At 40.6% G+C, this 22,512-nt stretch carries 13 protein-coding genes; 5 read left to right on the forward strand and 8 right to left on the reverse strand.

Annotation, left to right across the window (positions count from 1 at the left end; all coding sequences use genetic code 11):
* Positions 1–43: 43 nt before the first annotated feature.
* From ftsA to KTO63_RS22160, 4 genes are all read left to right on the forward strand, one after another.
* On the forward strand, positions 44–1,441 hold the full coding sequence (gene ftsA / locus KTO63_RS22145; RefSeq protein WP_217794142.1) for a cell division protein FtsA: 1,398 nt from the start codon (positions 44–46) through the stop codon (positions 1,439–1,441).
* Between the two features lie 143 nt (positions 1,442–1,584).
* Positions 1,585–3,525, forward strand: coding sequence for a cell division protein FtsZ (gene ftsZ / locus KTO63_RS22150; protein ID WP_217794143.1), 1,941 nt, complete (start codon positions 1,585–1,587; stop codon positions 3,523–3,525).
* A gap of 437 nt (positions 3,526–3,962) precedes the next feature.
* Positions 3,963–4,415 (forward strand): hypothetical protein, encoded by a 453-nt coding sequence (locus tag KTO63_RS22155; protein ID WP_217794144.1) that lies wholly within the window; start codon positions 3,963–3,965, stop codon positions 4,413–4,415.
* A 266-nt stretch (positions 4,416–4,681) separates the two neighbouring features.
* Positions 4,682–5,644, forward strand: coding sequence for a TIGR01777 family oxidoreductase (locus KTO63_RS22160; RefSeq protein ID WP_217794145.1), 963 nt, complete (start codon positions 4,682–4,684; stop codon positions 5,642–5,644).
* A 122-nt stretch (positions 5,645–5,766) separates the two neighbouring features.
* Here KTO63_RS22160 and KTO63_RS22165 read toward each other — a convergent pair whose 3' ends face one another.
* From KTO63_RS22165 to KTO63_RS22175, 3 genes are all read right to left on the reverse strand, one after another.
* Positions 5,767–6,582, reverse strand: a complete 816-nt coding sequence (locus KTO63_RS22165) for an ABC transporter permease (protein ID WP_217794146.1) — start codon at positions 6,580–6,582, stop codon at positions 5,767–5,769.
* Between the two features lie 115 nt (positions 6,583–6,697).
* Positions 6,698–7,591, reverse strand: a complete 894-nt coding sequence (locus KTO63_RS22170; RefSeq protein ID WP_217794147.1) for an ABC transporter ATP-binding protein — start codon at positions 7,589–7,591, stop codon at positions 6,698–6,700.
* 160 nt (positions 7,592–7,751) lie between these two features.
* Positions 7,752–8,414 carry a peptidase M10 gene (locus KTO63_RS22175; protein WP_217794148.1) on the reverse strand — a complete coding sequence of 221 codons (663 nt, stop codon included), beginning with the start codon at positions 8,412–8,414 and terminating at the stop codon, positions 7,752–7,754.
* Positions 8,415–8,706: 292 nt separating this feature from the next.
* Here KTO63_RS22175 and KTO63_RS22180 point away from each other — a divergent pair, with 292 nt between their 5' ends.
* On the forward strand, positions 8,707–13,125 hold the full coding sequence (locus KTO63_RS22180) for a T9SS type A sorting domain-containing protein (protein WP_217794149.1): 4,419 nt from the start codon (positions 8,707–8,709) through the stop codon (positions 13,123–13,125).
* A 165-nt stretch (positions 13,126–13,290) separates the two neighbouring features.
* On the opposite strand, the gene KTO63_RS22185 is transcribed toward KTO63_RS22180, so the two are convergent.
* The 5 genes from KTO63_RS22185 to KTO63_RS22205 form a co-directional block, all read right to left on the reverse strand.
* The gene (locus KTO63_RS22185) at positions 13,291–14,859 is read right to left on the reverse strand and encodes an ArnT family glycosyltransferase (RefSeq protein WP_217794150.1); all 1,569 of its coding nucleotides are present in this window, start codon (positions 14,857–14,859) and stop codon (positions 13,291–13,293) included.
* A gap of 172 nt (positions 14,860–15,031) precedes the next feature.
* Entirely contained in the window at positions 15,032–16,603 is a 1,572-nt protein-coding gene (locus KTO63_RS22190; RefSeq protein ID WP_217794151.1) for a glycosyltransferase family 39 protein, read from the reverse strand.
* A gap of 113 nt (positions 16,604–16,716) precedes the next feature.
* Positions 16,717–19,095, reverse strand: a complete 2,379-nt coding sequence (locus tag KTO63_RS22195) for a 3-hydroxyacyl-CoA dehydrogenase/enoyl-CoA hydratase family protein (protein WP_217794152.1) — start codon at positions 19,093–19,095, stop codon at positions 16,717–16,719.
* Between the two features lie 332 nt (positions 19,096–19,427).
* Positions 19,428–20,540, reverse strand: a complete 1,113-nt coding sequence (locus KTO63_RS22200) for a helix-turn-helix domain-containing protein (protein WP_217794153.1) — start codon at positions 20,538–20,540, stop codon at positions 19,428–19,430.
* An 886-nt stretch (positions 20,541–21,426) separates the two neighbouring features.
* Positions 21,427–22,449: a S66 peptidase family protein gene (locus KTO63_RS22205; RefSeq protein WP_217794154.1), complete on the reverse strand. Its 1,023-nt coding sequence runs from the start codon at positions 22,447–22,449 to the stop codon at positions 21,427–21,429.
* Positions 22,450–22,512 lie beyond the last annotated feature (63 nt).

Consider the following 22,512-nt stretch of genomic DNA (forward strand, 5'->3'; position numbering starts at 1 on the left):
CACCATATTCAAAGACGTAACAACTATAAACAAACATATATTTATGAACAACGAACAACCCATTATTGTCGGCCTGGACATTGGTACTACCAAGATAGCTGCCATTGCAGGAAGAAAAAATGAGTTCGGTAAGCTCGAGATCTTAGGTTTCGGACGAGCCAACTCTAATGGCGTTAAGCACGGGCAGGTATTGAACATTGATGAAACCATCAAGGCAATCCGTACCGCACTTGAAAATTGTTATGCCAGCAATCCGAATTTAGAGATCAATGAAGTGTATGTAGGTATTGCCGGACATCACATTAAAAGTTTGCAAACCCGTGGAGACATCGTTCGCCATGATAACAATGAAGAAATCAGTCAACGTGAAATCGATCAGTTGGTCGCTGACCAATATAAAACGTATATCCCTGCAGGTGATCAGATCATTGATGTGATACCACAGGAATTTACAGTAGATAATTTTCAAAACATTCCAAACCCAATTGGGTACGGCGGTGTAAAAGTGGGTGCAAATTTCCACATCATCACTGGTGATAAAAATGCGATTCGCAATATCAACCGTGCGGTTGAGAAAAGTGGATTGCACACCAAAGATCTTGTGTTGCAACCATTGGCATCTGCTGCAGCAGTAATGGGTTACGAGGACATGGAAGCAGGTGTTGCCATTGTTGACATCGGCGGTGGTACAACTGACCTTGCTGTCTTCTGTGATGGTATTTTAAGACATACTGCTGTAATACCGTTTGGTGGTGAAAACATTACCAATGATATTAAAACCGGCCTTGGTGTTTTGAAAACACAAGCCGAGCAAATGAAAGTGCAGTTTGGTAGTGCTTTGGCAAACGAAGCAAAAGCAAACGCGTTCATTACCATTCCTGGCCTGCGTGGTATGCCACCAAAAGAGATCAGCGTGAAGAATCTTGCAAACATCATACAGGCACGTATGAGTGAGATCATGGATTTTGTTACCTATCACTTGAAACAAGTGGGCATGGATAGCAGAGTGCTGAATGGTGGTATCGTTTTAACCGGCGGTGGTTCTCAATTGAAACATTTGATCCAGTTAACAGAATATGTAACAGGCGTAAATACACGCATCGGTTATCCTACAGAACATCTTGCTCCCGGACATATTGAAGAGTTGGCAAAGCCAATGTACGCAACATGTCTTGGCCTGATTTTAAAAGGGTACAATGATTACGAGAACAACCTGAAAGTATTCGAGAAAGATTTCAAGAAAATTCCGGTTCCTGATAATTTGAAAAAACTGGAAGCAGTGAAAGCGGCTCCAATCGTAATCGAAGAAGAGCAGCAGCAAGAGCAGGTTATTCAGAAAGATAAAATGAACAATCGCAATTCAGGATTCAAAGATATTTGGGGCAAATTCAAACACAGTTTGATCGATCTGTTCCAGGAAGAAGAAGATAAGGCTTTATAGAGTGGAGAGAGGAGAGTTGAGAATGGAGAGTTAGTGATTTTTTTAACTCTCAACTCTCAATTCTCAACTCTCAACTGGTTTTCATACTAACTAACCATTTTATTCACAGCCGGCATTTACAGTGTTGGCGAAATTTATTAACTATGATTCACTTTGATCTACCGAAGGAGAAATCATCTATCTTAAAGGTGATAGGTGTGGGGGGTGGTGGCAGCAATGCTGTTAATCACATGTTCAGTCAAAGTATTGAGGGCGTGAACTTTATTATTTGTAACACTGATGCACAGGCTATTTCACAAAGCAATGTGCCGAATAAAATACAACTGGGGCCACATCTTACTCAAGGGCTTGGCGCGGGTGCCAATCCCGAAATTGGTAAGCAGGCAACAGAGGAAAGTTTAGAAGAGATAAAACGCATTTTAGAAGTAAATACCAAAATGGCCTTCATCACTGCCGGTATGGGCGGTGGTACAGGAACTGGTGGCGCTCCTATCATTGCCAAGATCTGTAAAGATCTTAGCATATTAACAGTAGGTATTGTAACCACTCCGTTCTCTTACGAAGGAAAGAAAAGACAACTACAGGCGGAAGAAGGCATCAGTCATTTGAAGAACCATGTAGATACTTTATTGGTGATCAGCAACGATAAATTGCGTCATCAGTTTGGTAACTTAAAAATGAAAGATGCATTTGCGAAAGCAGACAACGTTTTGGCAACAGCTGCAAAATGTATCACAGACGTGATCAACAGCACCGGCCAGATCAACGTTGACTTTGCCGATGTATGTACAGTAATGCGCAATGGCGGTGTTGCTATTTTGGGTAACGCAGCGGTTGAGGGTGAAAACCGTGCGCAGAAAGCAATTGAAGAAGCATTGAATTCTCCATTGCTGAATGACAATGAAATTAAAGGTGCAAGATGGATATTGATCAACATTAACTCTGCGGAAGGTGACCACGAGTTTACAATGGATGAAGTGGACATCATTCAGAATTATTTGTTGAGCCAGGCCGGAGAAGAAACTGACGTGATTCTTGGTTTGGGTTATGACAATTCTTTGGAAAGAAAAATTGGCATCACACTGATTGCAACTGGTTTTGAATATAAAGATCCTTTTTACAGAACAGAAGAAAAGGAAATACCGGAACAACCGAAAAGAGAAGAGAAGATCATCATGAAGCTCGAGCCTCAGCGTGAAGAGCCGAAAGCATACGTTTCAACATCTTTTTCCTTGCCCTTGGACGAGAGGGTGGAAGAAGTGGTTGAAAATGAAATGGATAGTGGTATCATCTCTTTTGTGGCGGAAGAGCCAACAGAAAAATTGAGAGAGGATCTTCAACCTACCCTCGTAGAAGTCCCATCAAATAAGGATTCTGTTGTGTTTTTTACGGAAGAAAACGACAGTAAAAATACTGTGGATAAAAAAGGAGGAAGCGAAAACGGTCCGGAGTTTTTTGAGTTAGTATATTCACATCCAGCCAAAACGGAGATGCCAGGACAGAATTTGTCACAACCACAACAGCCGAAATCTACTCAAAATAATTCTTCAGCGTCTGCAGCGTCTGGAGGATACTTGGCCAAGCCATCCAATATTTATGCGGAACCAAAGGCAGACCAAGGTGCGCCAAAAGCGCAGGCCGCGCCTTACGCGAAGCCTAACATCCCTCAGCAACCGGAAGCAACGTCTGTTCCAAAAGAAGAGGAACCTTCTTTAGACATGCAATTGGTGATTAAGGATGAAGTTCCTGCGGCGGATGTGCAGCGTACAGAACAGACTTATTCAACTGCCAGCAATAACTCTTTTGTTGAGGAACCGGCAATGCCGGACGAAGCAGAGGACCAGCGACGCAGAGCGGCAGAGAGAATACAGAAACTACGTAATCTGTCATTCAACGTAAACTCAGCCGATCCAAACAATGAGTTCGAAACTGTGCCGGCATATATCCGCCGCAACCTGGAACTCTACAACAACACAAATCCGGTAGAGAATTTTTACAGCAACTACACTGTAAAATCTGACGAAAATAATAACGCAAAAATCAGCACAATAAATACTTTTCTTGACGGTAACAAGCCCGACTAACTTATTGGTCGCTTAGCTACCATGTTTGTTTTTAGTTGTATCCCCTTGATTTTTCAAGGGGATTTCTTTTTTAATAATTGAGTAATTGAATGATTGAATAATTGTGGAAGAGGAATTATGGCGCCATTTGCAATAGTTATGGAGCCAAAAGCCCCAGAGGGGCTATATGTTAGTAGTTAGTATCAAACAGCCATGAACCAATGCCAGCCCCGTCGGGGCGACATGTTAACTATCACGAAGCCGGAAAATTCAGGAGATTTCTATTTTACGGCATTAAATGATCGGTGGCAGCGTTGATTGTAACGTCTTCAAGAGTTTTACCACTAAGCCACTAAGGACACTTAGTTCCATTAAGGCAGTTTGGATAATTTGAAATTGTAAATCTTATATTTGGCTTCCAAAATCAATGTTGAAAAGGATATTGGCAATTGAGAAAAATGGCCCTAAAAGAAGATATACTGCGAAATTTTTATAAAGATGGAACCAAAGAGTGGCATTGGGGTAAAATAATCTTAGATGTTGTATTTGTTTTGGCATTATTGATAGTGTGTATTTATGGTAGAAATAGAAAACAAAAGTTAGATGCAGAAAGGATAAAGAATCACAGATATACCATTGGAATAACCGGGAAAAAACATCATGGCATAAAAAGTTCTCAACCCTCGGTTGAATTTTATTATGTGGTTTCATACATGCAGTACAACAGGAATCAGACTGTTGGCGCACAATATGAAGATAACCTGATATCTAACGGAGGACGTTACTATGTAGAGTTTTCTTCAAAAGATCCAGGTAACAGTGTGCTGCTGTTAGGAGAGCCAGTTCCTGACGCAATACAATCCTGCCCTGACACAGGATGGATCAATCTTCCCACTTATTTCGTTAGGTAGAGTTGGCTGTTACCAATGCGTTGATTGTAACTTCGTCATGAGTTTACCACTAAGTCACTAAGGACACTGAGCTCCACTAAGGCCGCTTGATTATCGGCAACCCCTTAGTGAAACTTAGTGCCCTTAGTGCCTTAGTGGTAAAGAAAACGGTCTAACTAAAGGTTGTATGAAGATGATCATGGCAATGCCAGCAAAGAGATTCTATAATCTGCGTATCTTTGTTATCTCTCTACTGAAGAACTTTTCTTTTACTCAATACTATCCAGATGGAAACGATCCTCATTACCGGCGGCACCGGATTAATCGGAAAAAGACTCACATCATTATTATTGCAAAACGGATACAGTGTTATCGTCCTCACGAGAAATAAAATTGAAGCTTCGGAAAATTTCAAATTGGAAGATCCGCAGTCAACAGGCTATCACAATCTTTCCTTTGCTGAATGGAACGTAAAAGAACAAACCATTGATCGCACCGCAGTAGAAAAAGCAGATTACATCATTCACCTTGCCGGCGCCGGCGTTGCAGATAAAAGATGGTCGGACAAAAGAAAAAAAGAAATCGCAGAAAGCAGAACGAAAAGCGGTGCGCTGATTGTAAAAGCACTTAGCGAAAATTCGCATCATGTAAAGGCTGTTGTAAGTGCATCTGCCATTGGTTGGTACGGCCCGGATCCTTCTGTTCCCAACTTAAAACCATTTGTCGAAAGCGATGAACCAAATGATGATTTCCTCGGGCAAACCTGTTTGCAATGGGAGCAAAGCATAGAGCCTGTACAAAAGATGAATGTTCGCCTTGTAAAATTGCGCACCGGCATTGTTCTGAGTAATGAAGGAGGAGCACTTGAGGAATTTAGAAAACCTTTGCGATTTGGTTTATCAACAATACTTGGAAGTGGCAGCCAGGTAGTCAGCTGGATTCATATCGACGACCTTTGCAGAATGTACATGCAGGCAATGCACGACGAAAAAATGCAAGGCGCTTACAATGCCGTTGCAACACATCCAATCAGTAATAAAAAACTCAACGAAACGCTTGCTGTCAAACAACGAGGCAGATTTTATATTCCGATCTATGTGCCTTCATTCGTATTAAAAATGGTGCTCGGTGAAATGAGCATTGAAGTGTTGAAAAGCACCACCGTAAGCAACGAGAAAATGAGAAAGGCGGGATTTCAATTTATATTTCCGGATGTGGAAAAAGCGATTGCTGATCTAATTAATAATTAGTAAAGAATAATTAATAGGTGTAACGGATTAATTGGAAAGAGATATTCCGGTATTTTAAGAAACCATAATGCCACATTCAGTAAAGAATGTGGCATTATTAATTATTCTTTATTAATTATTAATTACAAGTCGCGTCTCATATACACAAACAAACTCAAACTCCACGTAATCACCAGTCCAATCAGTGTTAAAAAGATATGCGATTGAACGGCCGCTAGTGCTAGTTTGTAAGTATCCGCATCAATCTTTCCTAAAAATGCAGGAATTGGAATTAGGCGGTCGGAAATTTCTAACGGTAAAAAGCGGCCGACATCATTTGCCTTGAACTTCAGGATGCCCACTAAAATTGGTTCAAGAATGATACAGTAAAAGATGAAAATGGCAAGCGCGATAAATGATTTGCGCACCAGCAAGCCGATTAAAAAAGCAATTGACAATTGAGCAAATGTTTGAAAAGCAAATAACAGCACATAATAAAACTGGTCCCATTTGCTGGCAGTCACATCATCTGTATTTGTCGAACCAATAATAAGACTCACGACAAAATAGATTGCGGAAACAATCAACGTAATAATAACAACGCTGATGAATTTGCTCCACATGAATTGTTGCCTGCTCCAGCCATCAATAATATTTTGGCGATTTGTTTTGTAAGTGTACTCGTTGGTAATAAGCATGATCACTACAATAGCCGGAATGAAAATAAACAGCGATGAAAAAAAAGCAACTGTATGCCATGCTTCCGGAAATGAAAAAGGATTACCCATCAGCGCCTTTACAATCTGCCCCTGCATCGTCTGTTTTGCGGTAATGTTGTGATAAATACTTAGAAAGGTATAGTTAATGCCGGGATAGGAAAGAGCCGTGATGCAAATGACCCACCAGAATGCAGGATAGTTCTTGATCTTCAGCCATTCTGTTTTTACTAGATTCAACATGAGTTGTAAGAAATTAGGAATTAGGAATTAGGAATTAGGAATTAGAAATTAGAAATGGAATTCAGAATATTCAACCCTGTCTAACTCCTAATTCCTAATTTCTAATTCCTTGTTTTTAGTTATTCGTTAGTTCAAAAAATTTCGCTTCGAGTCTTTTCTTTTTAATGACAAGATGATTAAGGGTAATGCCTTTGCTGAAACAAAATGCATTTATTTCTTCAGGGCGGGCTGTGCCTTTCGCTAGTTGAATTTGCACAAGGCCGTTTTCCAAAATAACCTGCTCCGTACCGTTATATGACTGGAGAATGTTCAGGAGCGCATTGTTGTCACTTGCACTTATTTCAACAATGTCATTGTCCACCAGCACATCGTCGACTGCACCGGTAGTGAGCAATGTTCCTTTTTTTAGAATAGCCACGTGTGTACAAACCTTTTCTACCTCATCTAAAAGATGGCTCGCCATGATGATGGTATGTCCTGCAATACTAAGTTCTTTGATCAATTCCCTTATTTCTGCAATGCCCACAGGATCCAGACCATTAGTGGGCTCGTCAAGCACAAGCACTTTTGGTTCGCCGAGCAAAGCGCCTGCAATAGCAAGTCTTTGTTTCATTCCAAGGCTGTAAGTGCTGAAGCGACTGTTTTTTCTTTCCAGCAATTTTACTTTTTCCAGCACAACGTTTATTTCGGTAACGTTGCCTCTGCCACTAATGCTGTTGGTAATTTTCAAATTATTAAATGCTGAGAGATAATGATAGAAGTTGGGCGTTTCCAGCAACGTACCAATTTTCCTTCTGGTGGCTGGAGAACTTGGTTGGTCAAACCACAGGAAGTTGCCATTATCAGCCTTCAGTACATCTACAATAATGCTGAGCAAAGTAGTTTTGCCACTTCCATTTGGACCCAGCACACCAAATATGGCACCCTGTGGTACTTCAAATGAAACACCATTCAGCGCCTTGATGTTGCCATAAGATTTTGAAATGTTTTGAATAGAAAGAATAGACACGGTTTGAGATTTTCAAACAAGATAAAGGAATAATTAGGAATTAGAAATTAGGAATTAGGAATTGGGCATTTCTGATGATATGCGGCTGCAAAACGTGAGCAGTAAAGAAAGGTTGTAGCTATACAGGTGTTTCACAGAAACAATTCTTAATTCCTAATTCTTAATTCTTAATTGAGCCTCCATGGCTCGCATGATAAACACTAGAAAATTCTCCCACCACCGCTCTGTCATTTTTAAAAGAAAGTTTATGCAATTGAAGATTGTCTACATCGCTTTGAAGTACTTTTCTATGAATCGGGTTTAAGGTGCCTCCAGGTGTGGCGGGCGCCGCCACTGCACTGTATTGATACATGGGGTCGCAGATGGTGCCGCGTGGATACATAATGCCCGGTGCACCTTTTCCTCTTATATCTAATTGAACGGGATGAAGCAGTCCGAGCGTATGTCCATACTCGTGAGCAGCAGTAGTGGAATGATCGAGAATGTTCGCAAGTTTGAAATAACCAGTATTGCAACCAATGCCATCCACAAATGAAATATCCTGGCTAGAAAATTCTTCAATGCGGAAGTAGTTATTTCTCGGGTCATCATTGTACCAGACTTCCTCCGGAGTAAGATCAGGTTTGTAAAAACCTTCAATGCGCAGAGTAAACGAAAAAGTATTTCTCTTTATAATAACCGTTTTGTTAAACTCATTCCATTGTTGCTGAATGTCTTGCGCAGCCTGTATTGCAAGAGATTCGGTTGCGGCATCGCCGTAAAAAAATAACCTCGAATGAATAACAAGTAGTTGTGAATGATGATCAAGATAAGCTTCTCCCATGGAGTTATGAGTTTTGAATAATGAGTAGTGAGTTTGTGCGTAACAATTATTTAATCACATCATTTACAACTTGCCGATCAGGACTCATTACTCACAACTCACAACAAATCTAATAGTTTACGTATAAAAAAGGCTACGGGTTTCTACAAACGGCGAGTAAAATCCCCCATCGTAGATTTACATTGGTTCGCGCACTTTTGCACTATTTCATTTTAGCTCTTGTGAAACACGTTGGAAGTGGCTTATTTTGTATTCAGTCGTATCCGTTTCCGTAATCTAAATCCGTGTACCTATGAAGATAAAACTCTACACTCTACTCAAACTGGCATTGCCGGTTATTTTTCAACTTCTCATAGTACAACTTGCATTTTCGCAGGACTGCTCAACCCTTAAAGCCACTACCAAAGCAACAGAGTCTCGATGCACTGCAACGGGTTCTATTGAAGTAACGGCTACTGGTGGAAGTAACAACTATAACTATAGGGTTGACGGGCCAGTTACCACCTCGTATACATCATCCCGATTGTTAACGGGCCTCTCTGCAGGTTCCTACACTGTTTATATAAAAGACATCGTGAAGGGGTGTGAAATTACGGTTATGAACGTAATTGTACCAGGAAGCTATAGTGATCCTCGCTTCGCATTGGTTAAAACTGATGTGACCTGTAAGAACGGAAATGACGGTACAATTTCTGTAACAGGAGCAGTGAATGGAAGAACGCCTTTCATTTATACCATAATGGCGCCTTCCCCATCTTCTGTTGGCGTAACCAATACAACGGGTAATTTCAAGAATCTCTTAAGTGGTGAGTATGTAATACAACTGCAAGACTCGTGTGGTGGTAAACAAACACGACGCATTACCATTCTTAACTACGATTGGTGGATAGATAGCCAAACCATTACCAATGCAGGTTGTGATTTGGTAAATGTTGCCATTGGCCTTAAAGACAACAAGGGCAACACAAGCGGATCAAGTACGTTGTTCAGCGGATTTACTTTTGGTTATACTTTATCCAAAGGAGATACCACCTATGTTGGTTCTTCCAATTTCTCATTTCATTTAGCGAATAAAAGAAGTGCGGTTATTGTAGTAAAAGATCCTTGTGGGAATACAAAGACGATCAACTGGACAAACAATTTAATTCCTACACTGCCAGCCAATGTAACAACAACGCCAACCTGTAAAACATTCACGGCGCAAGTTACTGGTCAGGTGAATTTTACTGCACCAACACAATATAAATTATACAACAGCTCAAACCAGCAAATAGCGAGCAACACCACCGGAACATTTACCGGTCTTGCTTACGGAACATATAAGGTAACTGCTTACGACGCATGTTATGATACAACCATTACACGCACATTCACTGCAGCGCCGGTTAAGCCCTCAGTAAATGCAACAGTGAGCGTAAGCGGCAAACAGTGTTCTACATTTGATGCTACAGTAACCGGTCAGTCAAACTTATCGAGCCCGCAATTTTATCTGTATAATAAAAATGGCGTGCAGGTAGCAACTAATACAAATGGAGTTTTCACCGCAATTCCTTACGGTTCATACTCTATTAAAATCAAAGATGCCTGCTATGACACAACCATCACGCTGCAGTTCACACAAACGCCTACTAAGCCAAGTGTAAATGCGAACGCGACGATCAGCAATCAAAAATGTACTACGTTTTCCGCAACTGCATCTGGTAGCAATTTGAGCACTCCTCTTTATTGCCTCCTTAATTTGAGCGGTACTCAGATCGGTACTTGCAACAACACGGGTGTTTTTGATAACATCCCTTACGGCGATTATAAAATAAAAGTAACAAACAGCGCAAGTTGTTATGACACTACTATGTATGTTGCTGTTTCTGGAAAAAGAAAGAAACCGACCGCAGGAAGTTATGGTATCTCAAACAAAGATTGTAAAGGTTTCACGCTCACCATCACAGGAGCAACCAATTTGACCAACCCTCTATATTGTTTGTATGATGATCGCGGAAACCAGGTAGGAGATTGCAATACAACGGGTAAATTCACCAATGTACCTTATGGTCATTATTTTATCAAAATCAAGAATGATGCAACTTGCTACGACACAACGCTTGTAACAGAAGTTACAGTGGCAAGAAATGCAATGGGCAAAGGTAACTACACGATTTCTAATTTGACTTGCAGTGGATTTAAAGTGGCCATCAGCGGCGCTACGAACCTGAACAATCCTACGTTTTGTTTATACGATGTAAATGGCAACCAGGTGGGAGATTGCAATGCTACCGGTGTGTTTGATAATGTGCCTTACGGTTCTTACTGCATCAAAATAAAAAATGATCCTGCATGTTATGATACCACGATGATGCAATGCTTTACTCAAAATCGTCCTGTACCTGCAATTGGCACTTACACGATTACAAAATCATGTGCAACATTTGATGTTAAAATTACAGGCAATACTTCTGTAAGCAATCCTGTATATACATTGGTAGATGCGAGCGGAAACCAGGTCGGTTCCACAAACACAACAGGTGTTTTCACAGGCATTCCATATGGTAAGTATTGCATCAAGTTGAAAAACGATCCTTCCTGCTACGATACTACCATGCAAACTTGCTTCACCGCAAACAGGCTGTTGCCAAGTGCCGGACAGTATACGTTAAGTAATCAAGGTTGTACAGGATTCGATGCTACTATTTCGGGTTCATTGAATCTTACAAATCCTACATACACTTTGTATGATGCAAATGGCAACCAGGCAGGAACTTCTACAACAGGTAACTTCACCAACATACCTTATGGTTCATACAGTGTTAAGATCCACAATGATCCATGTTATGATACTACCATGATACGCTATTTTGCTGCGGCACATGCGTTGCTGTCGGTAGATCAAAATGTAAACATTACCAAAGGTTGCGCGTCTATGGATGTTAAGATCACCGGACAAACCAACCTTAACAATCCTACATATACTTTGTATGATAAAAATGGTAATCAGTTTGGCACTCCGAATGCAACCGGTGCGTTTCCTGCAATTCCTTACGGAGATTATTGTATAATGATTAAGGATGGATGTTATGATACAACCATTAAGCGTTGCTTCAGTGTGTTGCCAAATCCGATAAGCATTTCATTATCGGCTGCACAATCTTGTGCGATAGGTGCCACCAATATCAAAGTAGTATTTAACTCCGGCTCTTCTCCATACACCGTTGCTGTATACGATCCATATGGTGATGTAGTAAGTACTCAAACCTCCAACAGCAATACTATTATGCTGAACGACTTGCCAGGGTTGGATAACAACAAAAAGTACACAATCATCGGAACCGATAAATGTAGTGTAGCAGACACCGCGAAAATAACGCCGGTAGCGAGCTATGTAAATCGCAACATCAGCTTCCAGTCCAAATGCCCTACGGCACAGTGGGAAAATGGTGCGGCGTTAATTAGCATTACAACATCATCGAACCTTGGAACAGCAACGCCTACAATCATTTCCAAAAATGGGGCGTCAACAACTATCAACTATTCCATCACTACAGGAAATGGATTCCAGTTTGTTGACATAGAACCTGCAACTTACATTTTGCAGTATTCAATCTCTGGTTGTACGGGACACGTTTATGATACAGTAACAGTGGCTCCTTATGCATATCCAAGTCTTGCACAGTCTGCCGCATACCAGTGCGACAACAATAGCTTTAGCGTGGGTGCATCGCCAAGAGGCGGTATCGGGCCATTTACTTACGAAGTAATTGGAAGTTCACCTGAGTTCCCTTCCATTGTGGCCCCTCCGCAAAGTAACCCTGTATTTACTTTTGACAATGGCGTGGAATATTCCCTCGTTCGTTTGCGTGCAGTGGACGCCTGCGGTAACGCAACGTTGAATGATGTTAACATTCTGCCTTTGGCAAATTCAATAGTAACCGCGTCTGCAAACTGTTTCTATAAAGACGTAACGTTAAGCGTGGACACTGTTCCAAATGCAACATTTGAATGGTATAAGATCAATAGCAACACAGACAGTACGCTGGTGGGCACCGGCACCAAATTACATATGCCTGCGTTACTGCCTGATGAAGCAGGTGTTTATCTTAGCAAAATGTCTGTAAACAGTGGCTGTTTAACCAAGATGGCATACTTCAATGTCACCGGAAGTTGCGATGGCGTATTGTCGATGAAAGTATCATTATCTGGTAAACAAAATAGTCAGGGTAATCAGTTAAGTTGGGTAGCAACTAGTGAAACAAGTGTCCAAACCTACATTATAGAAAGAAGCACGTTCGGTAGCGACAACTATGAAACAATTGCAACGGCAAGCGCAAAGAATACAAGATCATCCAGCAGATATGCGTTTGTTGACAAAGATGCCAATGCTGCCGTGAGTAACTACAGAGTAAGAGTTGTCGATGTAAATGGGGCATCAACATTCACCAATAAGATAACCATTAAGAAAGAAGACAAGGCAGATATTGTGGTAATGCCAAACCCTGTAACAACAGAATTTAATGTAAGTATTGCAGGTAAAAAAACACAGAACTATCAGTTGTCTCTTTACAATATGGCGGGTCAGTGTGTGTTCACTAAACAGGAAGTGAATATTCAGAACGCTACGTTGAAATACGAAAGAGGAAGCATTCGTCCGGGTATCTATGTGTTGCGAGTTTATAATACTTCAACAGGAGCAACCACAGTAACAAAAGTGCTTTTCCAATAAATTTTGGTTGTAAATTTTCATAAGCAAAGAAAGCCCCGTATTTACGGGGCTTTCTTATTGGCTGAATAACTGAATGACTCAATAACTGAGGGTCGTTGATTGATCAAAACCCTGGTCGAAATAAAAACTTCAGTTATTCAGTCATTCAGTTATTCAGTTACTCTGTTACTCAAATATCAAAAGCACAAACCTCTCCACGCGATCAGGTTTCCGGCGCAATAATTCCTGTGACTTTGGATCCTTATAGCGGTAGGCAAAGTAGAGGAGCGCACCGCTGCTTATTGCGTATTTTCCGTTCTTGGTGGTGTCGTGCAGTGGGTTTTTGTATTGAGGATTATTTTTGCGAAAATCCTGCTCGTACTCGAGCAGTTGGCCATAGTCGATCACGCCTTCATTAACGTACCAATGCGCTGTTCTTTTATCAGTAATAAACTCGTTTGTATAAGCCATTTCATGAGGAAAAAAATATAGCACCGATGCGATCATCCACAAACCACCCAGGCCACAAACTATCTGGAAATTCTTCCTGGAAAAATAGTTTCCCATTACATGTAACGCATAGCCACTGGTAATAAAGAGCAGTGGATACATGCTCAGCAAATGTCTTGCACCTATTTGAAACCTGTTGAACAAACCTCCATATAAACAGTATAACAAAGCAACAATTGTTGCGAGGAAAACGAACTTGTTTTTTTGTGCCCTTGCGAGAACATTCAGCGTTCCAATAGAAAAAAGCATCAATAAAAATATAGGAGTGATGATCAATAACAAAAGCCAATAGTAATACCATACAGGCGGTTGATGGAAGGATCGAAACAACCATGTTGCGCCGATGAACGTTTCGTCACTCTCTGGAATGTCCAGCTGACCGTGATAACTAAGCATATCCGCAGCATGGATCATATTGATAGGCAAGGGCACAGGAATGCTTCCAAGAAAACTTTTACTCATCGAATTGAACCGTTCGCTTTGAAAAGACTCATTCTTCAGAGCAATGAATCTGCGGTCCGTAGGGTAGGCAATATTTATTACAAATAAAATAACAAGCGCGCTGATTACTGCAGACTTTAGCAGGAAAAGAAGATTGGCCTTGCCATTTAGTTTTCTGTAGAATAATATAATTGTACCAATGCCAAATCCCATCAGTATGGGTGCGAAAGAAAATTTGCCAACAATACCCAACCCAATAGCAACAGACATCAATAATAAATGGTGGAATTTTCTGCTCGTATAAAATTGAAAAGCAAAATATAAAAATGCAATGGTGCACATACCCACCGCCATATCTGATGTTAGGACAGTTGAATAAGTCAAAAAAAACGGATCGATTATAGCAAGGGGAAAGACCAACATGCTGTAATTGAGATTTGTTTTTTTCAGAAACAGCCACAGGAACACAAGCATGGCTATGGCGAAAATAATCATGGCATACCTTCCATTTAAAATATCCGAATGACCACCATCAGTTCTTTTTAGTTGGGGATTCAGCACCTGTGCTACAACTCTGGGTAAAACGGCTGGAATCAGAAGCATGGTTTTACTGTCATCAAATGCACTTATTCTTTCAGGTTTTCCACGCAGGCAGCGAAGGGTGTAGCTATAATAATCATTTTCATCGGAATGAGTACTTCTATATTGCAGACAAACAAAACTCAGAATAATATATGCACCTAGCAAAATGCACAGTGCAGAAGGCTTACGCAGCCAGTTATCAAAAGATGCGAGAAAATTCATAGTGTTTGCAAATTAAAAGACTTTGGGGAATAACTGAATAACTGAATAACTGAGGGGGTCGCGGTGCTTGCTACCAAATATTTTAGCCGGTAGGCTTTAAAGTCTGACAGCTATCGAAATCCAACTAACAATCGTAGAGAACCTTCAGTTATTCAGTTACTCAGTTATTCAGTTATTTGTCTTCGTCAAATATCAGCACCACAAATCTCTCTATCCTTGTCGGTCTGCGATTCCATAATTCGAGAGATTTGGGATCCTTGCCAAAATAAGCGTCGTAGAATAACCTGAATACACAAATGGCATATTTGCCGTTGTGGGAAGTGTCGCCAAAGGGTTTTTTGTAGCCGGGATTATTTTTTATAAAATCTTCAGCAAAATCAACTGACTGGCAGTAGTCGGTCACTCCAACGTTTGCGGTCCAATGCGCCGTCTTTTTGTCTGTTATAAATTCATTGGTGTATGGCATAAAATGCGGAAAATAGTAGCCCTCAGAAATAAGCAACCATATGAATCCCATGCAATAGAAAGCTACAACCTGGCGGATAGAAAGCCATTCACTCAATTTATACATCGCGAATCCTGCAACAACAAACAGCAGTGGGTATATGGCTAATAAATGCCTGTCGCCTATCTGAAAGAAATTAATGTATCCCGAGTAGGCACAGTAAAACAGTGCAACAACTGTTGCAAGGAAAATAAACGGATATTTCCTGTAAGAAAAAATTGCCGCCGCAGCGCCAATAATCATCAGCAATAAAAGAAAGATTGGTGTTTTAATACCCAACAGCACCCAGTAATAGAACCACAAAGGAGTTGTATGCAAACCACCTAGCAACCACACGCGTCCCTCAAACGTAATATCACCAATAGGGAGATTTGGTTGTGAATGATAACTCAGTTGATCGGCCGCCTGCACCATATTCTGGGGAACTGGCAAGGGAAAGGCTCCTACAAACGACTGACTTAAAGCCTTGAACTTTTCGCTCTTAAGCTCCATGTTTCTAAGAGATACAAATCTTTTGTCCGTTGGATAACATAGGTTGATAACCAGCACAGAGATGACAAAAACAACTGCCAACGATCTAATACCAAATAAAAGAGAGGACCGGCTTCTGAAAGAGGTAAAAAACAGAAAAACGCCACCGATAAAAAATGCCATTAACACAGGAATAAATGAAAACTTGCAGACAAACCCCAACCCGCATACAATAGAGAGATATACCAGGTATCGCGTTTTTTTTGTGCTAAAAAATTGCCACCCATAATAGAAAAGCAGTAACGTGAAAAGGCCCACGGCCATGTCAGAATTAATAAACGTCGCATAATTAACAATCATTGGATTTATCGCTGCAAGCGGAAAAACAAGCATGGCATAAGGCAGATCCAGCTTTTTCAATGAGAGCCAAAGAAATAGAAGAAGAAGAACAGAATAAACAAGAATTGTATATCTGCCGTGAAGAATGTCAGCTATGCCGCCATCATTTTTTGTAAGGCCCGGGTGAAAGATTTGTGATATCATTCGCGGTATCAATGCCGGAAAGACCAGAATAGTCTTGCTGTCATCCAGAATACGTACTCTTTCCGGATGCCCCTTCAAACAGCGAACGGTATATTCGAAATAAGTTTTTTCATCCAGGTTCAAGCTCCTGAAATGAGCGCAGATAAGGCTAAGAGCAATATGAATTACAAGAATGGATGCAAGTGCAACTCTTTTGTTCACCCATCTGTCAAATTGGAAAAGCATTCTTTTTTTAATTGAAAATTGAAAGTTGAAAATTGAAAATTGAGAATGAAGAATCTCAGGCATGTTGCTTCCAAAAAACGCTTCACTCTCAACTCTCCACTTTCAATTCTCAACTAATTCCTCACCGGTTTTCCGCCCTTCAACACACTCTGTATTCTTTCAAGCGTTTTCTTTTCCCCTGTCAGGCTAAGGAAGGCTTCGCGTTCGAGGTCAAGCAGGTATTGTTCACTAACAAGAGATTGTTCGCTAAGATCGCCGCCGCACATAACATAAGCCAGTTTTTTTGCCACTACCACATCGTGATCAGTAGCGTAATTAGCACGCCACATGCCATTAATGCCCGCGTACAATGCGCCCAATGCGGAACGGCCAAGCACTTTCACGTCTGTGCGTGGAGCCGGAGTTGTATAGCCGCGATCGTAAATTTCTATCACGCTGTTTTTAGCATCAGCAATTCTTCGTCCCGGGTTCATTACAATTTCATCATGACCTTTTCGAAGAATGCCCATATCAAAAGCTTCTGCGGCAGACGTCGCTACTTTTGCAGTTGCAATAGTTAAGAAGCGATTTTTTAAAGTGATGGTTTCGGGTTCATCTTCATGCATTTCATCTGCAGCACGAAGCGCAAATTCTTTTGTGCCTCCACCGCCGGGAATCAGCCCCACGCCAAGCTCCACGAGACCAATATATGTTTCTGCAGCTGCACAAACTTTATCGCTGTGAAGACTAAGCTCACACGCACCGCCAAGCGCCAAAGCATGCGGAGCCACCACCACCGGTACAGAAGAATAACGGGCACGCATCATGGTGTTTTGGAACATGCGTATCGCCATGTCCAGTTCATCATATTCCTGCTCAATGGCAAACATGAAGATCATGCCCACATTTGCACCCGCAGAAAAGTTCGGTGCATCATTTGCGATTACAAGCCCTTTGTATTTTTCCTCTGCAAGTGCTATCGATTTTTGGATGCCTTCCAATACTTCACCACCAATCGTTCCCAGTTTGGTGTTCCATTCAAGGCCGAGCACATCACCACCCAGGTGATAAGTACGACAAGCACTGTTTTTCCACACAGTCTGATTTTCGTAATTCTTCATTACTATGAAAGCTTCTCCACCAGGCAATGCCTTGTAAGATTTGCTTTCAATATCGTAATACAGGCGCTTGCCATTTTCTACTTTATAGAAAGATGTAAATCCTTTTTGCAACATTTCCTCCACCCATGGCGCCACGGTGTAGCCGGCTGCCTTCATGGCTTCTGTTGTTTTCGCTACACCCAGCACATCCCAGCTTTCAAAAGCACCAATCTCCCAGCCAAAGCCAGCCATCATGGCATCATCAATCCGGTAAAGCTCATCGCTTATTTCAGGAATACGGTGAGAAATATAGGAAAACAAACCATAGTGGAATTGCTTATAAAACTCACCCGCTTTATCCGTTCCACTTACCAATGCTTTCAATCTTGTTTTAAGATCGTCAATTGGTTTTGCTGCTTCCACTGTAGCGAACTTTGGTTTTTTACGGGACTCATATTCAAGGGTGGAAAGATTCAACACCAAAATTTCTTTTTCGCCACCCGTACCTTTTGTTTTCTTAAAAAAGCCCTGGCCGGTTTTGTCACCCAGCCAGTTATTTGCCACTACTTTATCCAGCCATGCCGGAATTTTAAACGTATCTTTTTGTTCGTCATTAGGACAGTTTTCCGCTACACCGTTCGCTACTTTTACAAGCGTATCAATACCCACTACATCCGCTGTGCGGAAAGTAGCAGATTTCGGACGGCCAATAACCGGCCCCGTCAGTGCATCGATCTCGTCAATACTTAGTCCCATTTTCTCAACCAGCTTAAAGATGGCCATGATGCCATATACACCGATCCTGTTGGCAATAAATGCAGGCGTATCTTTACAAAGCACTGTTGTTTTTCCTAAATACAGATCGCCGTATTGCATAAGGAAGTCAACTACCTCTGGCGATGTGTGTGGTGTAGGAATAATTTCCAGTAATCTTAAATATCGTGGAGGATTGAAGAAATGCGATCCGCAAAAATTAGCCTTGAAATCTTCGCTTCTTCCTTCTGTCATTAAATGAATTGGAATGCCTGAAGTATTGGAAGTGATTAGAGTGCCGGGCTTGCGGAACTGTTCTACTTTTTCAAATACTACTTTTTTTATGTCGAGTCTTTCAACTACCACCTCTATGATCCAATCGCAGTTGGCGATGTCCTTCATATTGTCGTCAAAATTTCCGGTAGTAATTTTTTTAATCGCATCCTTGCTATAGACAGGAGAGGGATTGCTTTTCAATGTAGCCGCCAGTGCGTCGTCAACTATTTTATTTCTCTGTTTCTTATCAGTACTGTCGGCTGCATCTTTGGGTACAATATCAAGTAATATAACCTGCACACCAATGCCCGCAAAATGGCAAGCAATGCGCGAACCCATAACACCACTTCCTAATACGGCAACTTTTTTGATCGTACGTTTCATAATTTTTTTAGTTGAGAGTTGAGAATGGAGAGTGGAGAGTTAAGTGTAAAGTGAGAGTCTTTGGTGGTAATTGTTGGCATTTAATGACGACTCGAAAATACAGGCTAACAACAATCCTCGATCAACCAATAACTCTCCACTCTCCATTCTCAACTCTCAACTACTTCAAAAAAAGGTTAGTTAAACAACTAATTTATCGAAATTAAATAAATTTAATTGAAAAAATTGAAAATTGAAAATGAAGAATGGAAAGAGGGTTGAGAATTGAGAGTTGAGAGTGGGCTTAACTATTATAGTTCAACCAACAACTCTCCACTCTCCACTCTCCATTCTCAACTATTAAAGGTTCTTCTGCTTTGCACGATAATGCTATTGGGATTAATGCCGTAATACTTTTTATACATTTGTGAGAAATGGCTCACCGTTTTAAAACCCATTTCGTAAGCCAGGTTGGTAATAGAGCGTGGATTGTTATATAGCATGTCTTTGGCCCGTCGCATGCGCACATCCAGATAATATTGGTAAACACTGGTTCCTACAATTTCTTTAAACTTGATCTTTAATTTTGTTTTACTTATTCCTACCAGTTTGGCTAAATCATTCAGCGAAAAATGCTGAAAATGTGCGCCATCATCAATGGTTTTTTTTATTTGCATAATCTTTGCTGCATCGCCAAACATTATGCCCTTGGATTTCTTGTACTTCTCCGACGTTATTTTTTGAATAAAATGTGCCAGTATCTTCAATACATTCCCCTTTATAATTATTTTTTCGGACACAGAGTCTCCCTTGTCCATATTAATGATCTCCTGCACCAGGTTATATTTTACTGTCCCCAAAGCTGTATATATATTGCTCTTAATTATTTCTGAGTCGTTAAAAGCGTTGCATATGTCTTTAGCGTCAGCTTTGCAATGACACTCCGTATTTGTTTCCAGTGTGCAGCCTTGTGAGGTGTTATCTCTTAGTCCGCATGGGTGCGAAGGAGAATCTGCATTCCATAGCGTGTTTTGAATATATTCTTTTGATACACAAATGAAGATTGATTGGAATTTTTCACCGGGTTCTGTTTTGAATGATACAGGAATCGCTGATGAAGACCAGTAGATACTTGAGTTTGCGGTTCCTCCCATTTTGTTTCTTTTACCTTGGGAGAAATGCTCGACAGATGATGGGCTGCAATTGAGATGCATTGAATAATAGGGATCTTCTGTTGTTGCGACCCGTTCGTAAATCATACGAACATTATATACAACATCGGTAATACAAATGTCTACGTCGTTTGATAGTTTATAATATTTGCATGACCCTTCCGCGATATCGGGCGGGAAGATGATTTGGTTGTTTTCGACGATTACATGCGAGTTAAAAGTTCTGTTTATTTCGTCAGCTATGTTGTACAGCCATTCGTTTCCGATTCCGCTTTTTTTAAATTGGATTTTCATAATAATGCTTTGTAAGGTATGTAAATTGAATTCCGGACGAAAGTGTATCCGTCTAAATGAAGGGCGTCGCACACCTAAATTCATATAGGCACGATTGTGCTACCGCTTTTCTTATCGTCATTTTTGAGAAATGTTTTTGTGTCAGATATAAAATTATTTTCAGTGGTAAGTATCTGATCTACAAAATGGGACTAGTATATTTTCGAAAGAGGCAGTTTTGAATCTCGTTTTGTCAAATTGAGCTTTCAAAATGTTCTGCGCGGACTAAGATGTTATAGCGCATTGAAAGGTTGCTTGAGGCAGGGGAAATAACTGAATAACTGAATAATTGAGAACTGAATAATGGAAGCATCACCTTGACAAGTTCTGCGAGTTTAAGCCTACCAACAAACAACTAGGAACTAACAACCAAAGAGCCTGCAGCTACTCATTTATTCAGTTATTCAGTCTCTGGGGGAAAAAAAAACGGAGTCGCACGTGGCGCTCCGTCTTTCATAGAATAGGGTGTTAATTAATAAAATAATATTACACCAAGCTCAGGTTTAACAAATCTATTGGACTAGATTTTTTTTCATGGAAAGGGTTTTTGAAACAGGTTTAGGATATTGGTTGAAATTTGTTTCAAATGCTTAGCAAAAGTATAAACGGCTGTGAAGTGAAAGCCTCGAAAAAGGACTTTAGAATTCAGAAAAAGGACTTTTCTAAAAAGTGTGCCTATAAAATAGCATGAGATCTGTTGAAATCTTGTCTTTATTAATGGCCCAAAAAGAAAAGCGGCAATTAGATTGCCGCTGATATTTTTATTTCCCGGAAAGTTGTTTTTTTATCTTGCTATTGTGATGAATTATTGTATGGTCATCAGGCTAGAGATAGCAATCTTATTTTATTATAACTCTTGTAAAGAACATCTGATGCTGCCCACTTCCAGCCTGTGTTTAACACCGCACTTCAATGCGAAATTATTTTTTTGATGACCCACAGGAAAATCAAAGCAAACAGGATAATTAAACATGCTCACTTTTTCCATCACAATTTCCTGCACCGTTTTTCCAAATACTTCACCGGGATCATCTGGTTTAATTTTAAATCCACCTATAACCAACCCTGCAAGATTATTCAGTTTGCCGCTTCTTTTGAGGTTCCAAAACATTCTGTCAATACTATATAAATATTCACCTGTGTCTTCCACGAATAAGATTTTGCCATCTGTTTTAATATCGGATGCGGAGCCCGATAAACTTTCAATCGTTTTTAAATTTCCACCCACAAGCACACCTTCTGCAATGCCAACTATATTTTTTTCATTTGGAGTGGTTACATAGCGCATCTTTTCTCCCTTTAACGCTTTTGAAATAGACAAGATGGTATCTACCTGAACAGGATCTGCGGTTGCAAAATTATCCGGAAAGCTGTTGCACATTTTGGAATGAATGGAGGCGATGTTCATGCGGTTCAATTGCCCATGCATTACCGTAACATCACTGAACCCAACGATCCATTTGGGATTCGCTCTGAAATTGTTGAAGTTTAATTTATCAATAATTCTTACAAGTCCATAGCCACCCCGAGCACACATAATGGCCTTAACAGTGTTGTTGTCCATCATTTCCTGGAGGTCGTTCCTGCGTTCAAGATCGGTGCCGCCAAATGTAAAATCCCTTTTTCCGATGGTTTGCCCGATTTTTACCGTAAATCCCCAGTCCTGCATCTGTTGAACAGCCGGTTTTATCTCGTCCGTGCTGATGAATCCGGCGGGACTAGTGATCCCAATTGTATCGCCCGGTTTTAAATAAGGGGGAATAATCATCGCTTTTTCCTCCTCCGGGGGGTCGATCGCAGGTGGGTTAGTGAAGCCAAATAATGTTCCGGAAGCAAGTATGGTAGACGAAAGGAAGTTTTTACGGTTCATAAAATAAAGATATATTAATTTGAAAATGTGGCAATTGAAATTTGAAAATGTGACAATTTGAAA

The sequence above is a fragment of the Pinibacter aurantiacus genome, assembly GCF_019130065.1.
Classification (GTDB): Bacteria; Bacteroidota; Bacteroidia; order Chitinophagales; family Chitinophagaceae; genus Pinibacter; species Pinibacter aurantiacus.

Bases quoted from the DNA above. Each gene is read 5' to 3' on its own strand.
- KTO63_RS22180 (WP_217794149.1), top strand. From the start codon at position 8,707: ATGAAGATAAAACTCTACACTCTACTCAAACTGGCATTGCCGGTTATT.
- ftsA (WP_217794142.1), top strand. From the start codon at position 44: ATGAACAACGAACAACCCATTATTGTCGGCCTGGACATTGGTACTACC.
- KTO63_RS22160 (WP_217794145.1), top strand. From the start codon at position 4,682: ATGGAAACGATCCTCATTACCGGCGGCACCGGATTAATCGGAAAAAGA.
- KTO63_RS22205 (WP_217794154.1), bottom strand. From the start codon at position 22,449: ATGAACCGTAAAAACTTCCTTTCGTCTACCATACTTGCTTCCGGAACA.
- KTO63_RS22195 (WP_217794152.1), bottom strand. From the start codon at position 19,095: ATGAAACGTACGATCAAAAAAGTTGCCGTATTAGGAAGTGGTGTTATG.
- KTO63_RS22200 (WP_217794153.1), bottom strand. From the start codon at position 20,540: ATGAAAATCCAATTTAAAAAAAGCGGAATCGGAAACGAATGGCTGTAC.
- KTO63_RS22165 (WP_217794146.1), bottom strand. From the start codon at position 6,582: ATGTTGAATCTAGTAAAAACAGAATGGCTGAAGATCAAGAACTATCCT.
- KTO63_RS22190 (WP_217794151.1), bottom strand. From the start codon at position 16,603: ATGCTTTTCCAATTTGACAGATGGGTGAACAAAAGAGTTGCACTTGCA.
- KTO63_RS22175 (WP_217794148.1), bottom strand. From the start codon at position 8,414: ATGGGAGAAGCTTATCTTGATCATCATTCACAACTACTTGTTATTCAT.
- KTO63_RS22155 (WP_217794144.1), top strand. From the start codon at position 3,963: ATGGCCCTAAAAGAAGATATACTGCGAAATTTTTATAAAGATGGAACC.
- ftsZ (WP_217794143.1), top strand. From the start codon at position 1,585: ATGATTCACTTTGATCTACCGAAGGAGAAATCATCTATCTTAAAGGTG.
- KTO63_RS22185 (WP_217794150.1), bottom strand. From the start codon at position 14,859: ATGAATTTTCTCGCATCTTTTGATAACTGGCTGCGTAAGCCTTCTGCA.